Raw genomic sequence first — 6,975 nt, forward strand, 5'->3', positions numbered from 1 at the left:
CAGTTGCTCGTAATTTTGCGCTGAATATCTATCGCTCCAATGGCTTCTCCAATATGGCTCAAGCACAGCGATACTGCCAATTTGGACTAGACACACTCAAGCGCATTTTTAGAATGAAATAGCCCTGCTACTCCCTACTCCCTACTCCCTACTCCCTACTCCCTACTCCCTACTCCCTATTCCCTACTCCCTATTCCCTATTCCCTGTTCCCTTTGCTATATAATGACTAATGACAAACAACAAGTAAATGTTATCGGTGGTGGACTAGCGGGTACAGAAGCCGCTTGGCAAATTGCTCAGGCTGGAGTACCAGTGGTGTTGCACGAAATGCGACCAGTGCGACTATCCCCGGCTCATCATACGGTCGAATTGGCAGAACTAGTATGTAGTAATTCCTTTGGTGCTAAGTCAAGCGATCGCGCTGCGGGTTTGTTGCACGAAGAATTGAGACGCCTTGGTTCAATTATTATTGGCAAAGCTGATAAACATGCTGTTCCAGCTGGGGGTGCCTTAGCTGTAGACCGAGCAGTATTTAGTCGGGAATTGACGGAAACCTTAGCTAGTCATCCCCTGATCGAGTTGCAGCGGGAGGAAGTTCCGCAAATTCCTACCACAGGGGTGGTGGTACTGACAACCGGTCCGTTGACTAGTCCTGCTTTAGCCGAAGACCTGCAACAGTTCACTGGTTTAGAATACTTTAGTTTTTTTGATGCTGCATCACCGATTGTAGTGGGGGAATCCATCAATCGTGATATCGCCTTTATGGCATCCCGGTATGACAAAGGAGAAGCTGCTTATCTTAATTGTCCCATGAATCGGGAGCAGTATCGTCACTTCTGGGAAGAACTGTGTGCAGCTCAAAAGGCGGAATTGAAAGACTTTGAGCAAGAAACTGCTAAATTTTTTGAAGGGTGCCTACCGATTGAGGAGATGGCTCGTCGCGGGGAAGATACTATGCGCTATGGTCCTCTGAAGCCAGTGGGACTGTTTGATGCCCGTAAGGGAGACTTCCGCGCTCCAGAAAATCAGCACCAGCGTCCTTATGCTGTGGTACAGCTGCGACAGGAAGATAAAACAGGTCAGCTGTGGAATATGGTCGGATTCCAAACCAATTTGCGCTGGGGTGAGCAGAAACGGGTATTTCGACTGATTCCAGGTTTGGAAGAAGCAGAGTTTGTGCGCATGGGGGTGATGCATCGGAACACGTTTCTGAATGCTCCTGAGTTATTGCAACCAACCCTACAGTTCAAAAAACGGTCTACTTTGTTGGCAGCTGGTCAATTGGTAGGAACAGAAAGTTATACAGCAGCAGCTGCAGGAGGGTGGCTGGCTGGTACCAATGCGGCGCGACTGGTATTGGGATTGGAACTGGTAACGATGCCAACCACTACGATGATGGGAGCGTTGTTTGAGTTTATCAGTTCCGCATCACCTAAGCATTTTCAGCCTATGCCACCAAATTTTGGGATTTTGCCCGAATTGGCGGTGCGGATAAAGAATAAGCGAGAACGGTATGGAGCATATCGCGATCGCGCTTTGGCAGATCTTAATGATTGGTTGAGTAGGCTGCGCGTATCAGCAGCATAACAACTCCTATATAGCGTTTGTATTTGAGTTGTGAAAATACTCCCAAAGGCCAAGAGGCAAGAGGCAAGAGGCAAAAGGCAAGAGGGGAAGAAGATCCAGAGTTTTATTGTTCAATAAAAAAAACTCTTAGGTTTACATCTCATTTATAAACGCTATATAAAATCATTAATAGCAAAACATGGAACTGAATAACTCAAAGCGGCAAGTGCTGTAGTTATTCCTAAATAAAAGTAGCTAATCCAAGAACATGAACCAGTAGATATGATATGCATATAAAAAACCTTATCAGTTGAGGATAAAAACAATTTTAATAGATTTTGAAGCTATCTCAGAATCTCTTGATATCTGAGCTCTCGAAATATTTCGTAACGCCTTTGCTGCCAGTGATCGTATGTATTACAACCAGCGGGATTAATATCTGAAAGAATACTACCTGAACAGATAGAATAGGATTCATCTAGGAAATAAACCTGATACAAAAATATTCCTATATCCTGTCCATATATTCGAATAAAATCTCCCCTGCTGAATTGGCCATTTGGGCTATACCATTGATTTCTTCTTCCAAGATGATCATAAAAGTTGCCATTTGCATCATAGGTTTGTGCAACTGATTTATTAATCCAGATGTTACCTGTCGCAGTAAATAATGATACAGTTGTAATAATAAATGCCAATTTTTTTAAACAGAATATAAGACTTAATCCCTGACTTGACTATATTGACAACTATATATCCCTCTTCTGTCACTTTCCGGAAACAAAAGAGAGATATACAACTTTTCGCGTATAAAATGTATACCTAGGAGGTTTTTTATTATGCAAGAAAACTCCGGATCTATTTACCCTCTTGGTAAGGGTTAGGGGTGGGTTACTCTAGCATGCATGCCTCTAGCATGCATGCCTGTTGTATGCAAGCCAATTCCTGCAAGAAGTTGTTTACAACCCAGATACAAACGCGCTTATGTCCCAATTAAGTGCGGGATAGCTCAGCTGCCATCGCTGTTTTCTTAGCATCCACATCTTGTTCCTGAACTAAAGAAGCTTTTTTTCGAGAACTCTTCTCAAAATTAGCAATCGGGGCAACGATTGGCCAAAAAACGGTTGCTATCGTCAACACTATCCAAGATATGCGGATTTGCTCAGGAGATAAATTAGTGTCTTTCTGGAAAGCTTGAAACCAGATCGAAAAAAAGTAGAGAGCGCCAGAAACGTAAAATCCTGCTAGTACCGTCATAACAAAAATTAATCCTAATATTGGTTAATTACAAGTTTTAAGTCGGTCTGATTGACTGAAAACTCTGATGATATCAAGTCCGGTTAATTACTGTTTTGTTAACTATTCCCTTGATGTTTGGTAATGGGCAATGGGGAATCGTCAACTACTAATTTCCAATTACGAATTACCAATTACCCGATCAGGGATATAATCATTATTTGACCGGATTTGAGATGAGCTACCTTTACAGAGTTACCGAAAATTAGGCTAAAGTAACAATTTTACTGAAAAAAAGTCTCAATTCCCCCAAAGTGAACAGTTAGGGAACGGGTAAAGGGGAATTGAGAACAGAACGATCAAGTCTTCTGTTGCCTATTGTCATCTCCCCAAAAAACGAGATATATACTGTAATTCACGGAATTTCAACCCGCTGTATACTTGATTTCCCTTACTTAAATAGACTAGAGGACTGAGGTTTGCGCTGAGGTTGTTGCTAGGGTTTGTGGTGTTTACTTTGATGTATGATTTCCCAGCTCAAATACCTTAGATACCTAAATAGTAAACACTAGTCCCCATAATGACAACACTAATGGTTTCCCTTCAGTCTTAACTATGGGGCAGCAGTAGTAGATAATATCCAAGGAGTGTTTAACTGTCGTCAGGATAAATTGATCTACAACCGTTGACAGCTGTATTCGGGAATTTTTTCGATGATTGTTCACAATACTGAGATAGTCTGTGGTTAAGGAAATTCGGCAGAGGGGAATTTATACCAAAAAGTTCAACGCCTTTGGTAGGGTTAGGGATTGGTATGGCTTACATGGGATAGGGAGAGTTTGTTTAGGCTGTGTGCTTTGGCTGCTAATCGTCACAATTCCAGGGAGTACTTCTCCCTCAACCAACCCAGAAGTAGTAAACCCAGGAGCAGTCAACCCAGGAGCAGTAGATACCCTGCAACAAATACAGCAACATATTGAGCAGCAGCGGTCTACTATTATTAAGGAAAGCGATCGCATATCTAATGTGGAGCAATCTGCCCAGAAGAAGCTGGGTGTGATTGAGCTTAATCTCAAGTCCACTGATACGGCTAACCAGGATTACAATGGGCAAATCCAACTGGCTAACCAGCGTCTAGACCAGTTGCAGGAGGATTTAGCAATTGCCGAGAGAAGCTATTACGAAAAGCGTGCTGCAATCATTGCTCGACTGCGTTTTCTACAGCGCCAGCCCACTGCTGAAGTTGGATCGAATATCCTCCTCAAAAGTCAAGATATCAACGAATTTATGGCTCAACGCCGCCGATTGAAGTTAGTCTATCAAACAGACCAGAAAATCTTAACTAGTTTAAAAGCTGAAGCCGACAGCATTAACCAACGCAAAACCGAGATAGAGGCTCAGAAAAACCGAGTTTCCTTACTTAAACAGCAACTCCTAGCCAAAAAGAAGCAGTTTCAAGCTCAGCTCAAGACACAGCAACAACTGATTGAGCGACTTAATTCTAACCGAGAAGCTTTAGAAGCATCCCAAGCTCAGTTAGCAGAAGATTCTAAAAATCTTGTGATCTTGATTCAACGAGAGATTGCCCGTCAAAACAAGATTGCGGCAGCTAGGAAAGCAAGGCTTCGCAAAACGGTTATTTTTAATACTGGTCAGCTACTTTATCCCAGTAATGGCTCAATTACCAGCAGTTTTGGTTGGCGACGTCACCCCATTCTAGGTACATCTCGGTTCCATTCTGGGATTGACTTTGGGGCTAGTTATGGCAGTACTATTCGAGCAGCAGATAGCGGTACAGTAATTTTGGCTGGTTGGTATGGTGGTTATGGCAATACAGTAATTATTGACCATGGCGACAGTATTGCTACCCTCTATGGTCATGCCAGTAGACTCTTGGTGAGTAAGGGAGAATTGGTGAAACGAGGAAATGCGATCGCAACTGTTGGGTCTACGGGTTTCTCTACCGGTCCCCACCTCCATTTTGAGGTTCGTAAGAACGGTGAACCTGTCGATCCAGCCAGTTATCTCTAGCCAATGGCACAAGCTTAGGCAGATTTAAAACAGTTTACACTTTTCGGTGCTCAAGTGGTGTATAATTAGTAATTGCAATAGTGTGCTATTATCAAAGCTAATCAAATAGAGTAAGGCTTGATATAGTCACTCAAGCACAAGGGCGCGTAGCTCAGTGGATAGAGCACCAGATTCCGGTTCTGGGTGTCGGGGGTTCAAATCCCTCCGTGCTCGTTTCGATAAGTTGATATAGCAGTCTTACTTGTATTCTTCAAAGGGCTAGCTCTGGCGTTAGGCACGACCAGAGCAACTTTCTAGATATTTCGTAGGGTGGGTTAGGTGCGGCCAGGATTTTGAGAGATTACCAATTAGTTTTTATCCGCGCCGTAACCCACCTTCTTCTAAGAGCTGATTTGTCAACAAAAAATTAAGACGCTAATCTTCTTGTCATTAAACGAATTAATGAACCATATATCATCCTCAATTGGTAGGTGGTATTGACAATTTATGACCTATCTTTTTTTAGCATAATTCGCTCAATTTAATATAGATCAAAGGTTACAGGCCGCTTGTCACCCCTTCAGGAGAAAAAGTTAAGATTAATAGATGCTAAACTAGCTGAGGTTGAATGAATTTCGCTCAATTTGCAGGTGACAGAAGCCAGCTAATTCAACATCTCTAAGAGAGGAGGGGTACATGAGCCGAATTATTTATAAAACAACTGCTAGTGGGCCTAAATGGAGTACGCAAAGCATCATATTTACAAGCACGAAAATCGCAATGGGTGCACTCAGCGTAAGGCAGGGACAAAGTTTTGGAGCTTCCTCAGCTTCCGCAGTGCTAGGCCCGGATATAAACATGCCAGGTGGTGAAACAAAAAACCCTCCGACTGCGGTAGGTTACCCTTGGGATGAAAGCCCTCCAAAATTTGCCGGCGGTCCAGCAGGTGTAACCTTTGATGAAGATGAAACATACGATTGGGTTCGCGGACATTTAATTAACGGTCGCTGGGGAGGAGGGGGTAACACGTGGCAAAATCTAACCCCATTAACCAAGATAGCAAACCCAAACCATGGCAACATTGAATCATACATGGATCGGTATTTGATAAATAGCTTGAATTACGAAAATTCTGGATACAGAAACTGCTGGTATGGAATTTATTATGCTGTGCAATGTTCTACTAGTCCTTTTGCGGCTGTGCCAGCAAATAATAATTTATATTCGTATGCACCAGAGTTTATTAAAATAACCTGGAGAGCTGTTTCTGTTGTCAAGCCAGTAGATGTATCTGTTGCCACTGCGAGAGCAAACCCTTTAAGCGCCGGAAATCCTACAGCAGTTCCTGTTTTACCTTTTCAGGCTCCGATGCCTCCTAAAATAACTGGTTGGCCTGTAGCTACTTTACCTGTAGGAAATGTTGCAGGTGGTCATGTATTAGGCGCATTGCCTGTAGGATTTCCGGCACAGCAAAATAACGGATTTGACGGTGAGATTGAAATCCATCAAAGTTGAAGTGCTTCCATTGTCTTCTGAGAGCAGAACCGGTACACCAAGATTAGAGAAGTGGCAGTCATATTGTCGGTGTTCAGCATAACTACGCCCCGGAACAATTACAGTCATACTTTCTCACATGGATTCAATCTATTAGTCAGCTCACTTCTGGTGAAATAGTAGCTATTGATGGAAAAACCTGGGGGGCGACATGCAAGCTGAAATCATTACCCAGTAATGATTTCATCCCATAAGTTACAAAAAGATACATGCTGTTTTGGGCTGATATTGGACGTAGTTATAAGGGTTTGAGCTTGCCATTAAATCAAAGGAGGGTCAATTTGGGACTGTATCTTGCCTAAGATCATTGGTATCAAAGCCTTATATAGTAAGCTTTTCAGGGCTCATGTCACCCCCTCAGTGGAAAAACACTGCGTCATTCTTATGAGAAAAGTTCTAACAAACCAGCTATTCATATGGTCACTGCTTGGGCAATTTGCCATCGGTTTAGACTAAAAGGTCTAGCTTGATATTATGATGTCAATATATTATATTATATATCTAAAACCATACTTACCCTTTGTATAAGCTATACAAATATTATACCAGTTTTATCTGTTCCCGTAAAAATTTTAAGGTCAGCTAAAATTTTAGAGTCATTCAAACGC

General features: G+C 42.5%; 5 protein-coding genes and 1 tRNA gene. 4 read left to right on the top strand and 2 right to left on the bottom strand.

The genetic code is table 11. The features are described 5' to 3' along the window. The first annotated feature begins 223 nt into the window (after positions 1-223). Positions 224-1,588 carry an FADH(2)-oxidizing methylenetetrahydrofolate--tRNA-(uracil(54)-C(5))-methyltransferase TrmFO gene (gene trmFO / locus F6J99_RS39235; protein WP_293121499.1) on the top strand — a complete coding sequence of 455 codons (1,365 nt, stop codon included), beginning with the start codon at positions 224-226 and terminating at the stop codon, positions 1,586-1,588. A gap of 323 nt (positions 1,589-1,911) precedes the next feature. On the opposite strand, the gene F6J99_RS39240 is transcribed toward trmFO, so the two are convergent. Further along, positions 1,912-2,265, bottom strand: a complete 354-nt coding sequence (locus F6J99_RS39240; protein WP_293121501.1) for a hypothetical protein — start codon at positions 2,263-2,265, stop codon at positions 1,912-1,914. A 295-nt stretch (positions 2,266-2,560) separates the two neighbouring features. Then, on the bottom strand, positions 2,561-2,824 hold the full coding sequence (locus F6J99_RS39245) for a hypothetical protein (RefSeq protein ID WP_293121503.1): 264 nt from the start codon (positions 2,822-2,824) through the stop codon (positions 2,561-2,563). 720 nt (positions 2,825-3,544) lie between these two features. Here F6J99_RS39245 and F6J99_RS39250 point away from each other — a divergent pair. The 3 genes from F6J99_RS39250 to F6J99_RS39260 all read left to right on the top strand — a co-directional run bounded on the left by F6J99_RS39250 (position 3,545) and on the right by F6J99_RS39260 (position 6,328). Further along, a complete protein-coding gene (locus F6J99_RS39250) occupies positions 3,545-4,834 on the top strand; it encodes a peptidoglycan DD-metalloendopeptidase family protein (protein WP_293121505.1) in 1,290 nt (429 codons plus the stop codon). 140 nt (positions 4,835-4,974) lie between these two features. Further along, positions 4,975-5,047, top strand: a tRNA-Arg gene (locus tag F6J99_RS39255). Positions 5,048-5,509: 462 nt separating this feature from the next. Continuing rightward, a complete protein-coding gene (locus F6J99_RS39260; protein WP_293121507.1) occupies positions 5,510-6,328 on the top strand; it encodes a hypothetical protein in 819 nt (272 codons plus the stop codon). Positions 6,329-6,975: the final 647 nt, after the last annotated feature.

It is taken from the genome of Moorena sp. SIO4G3 (genome assembly GCF_010692305.1).
GTDB classification, from domain to species: domain Bacteria; phylum Cyanobacteriota; class Cyanobacteriia; order Cyanobacteriales; family Coleofasciculaceae; genus Moorena; species Moorena producens_A.

What these genes read in the sequence shown, in the direction of transcription:
- trmFO (WP_293121499.1), top strand. Translation starts at nt 224, where the DNA reads ATGACTAATGACAAACAACAAGTAAATGTTATCGGTGGTGGACTAGCG.
- F6J99_RS39245 (WP_293121503.1), bottom strand. Translation starts at nt 2,824, where the DNA reads ATGACGGTACTAGCAGGATTTTACGTTTCTGGCGCTCTCTACTTTTTT.
- F6J99_RS39260 (WP_293121507.1), top strand. Translation starts at nt 5,510, where the DNA reads ATGAGCCGAATTATTTATAAAACAACTGCTAGTGGGCCTAAATGGAGT.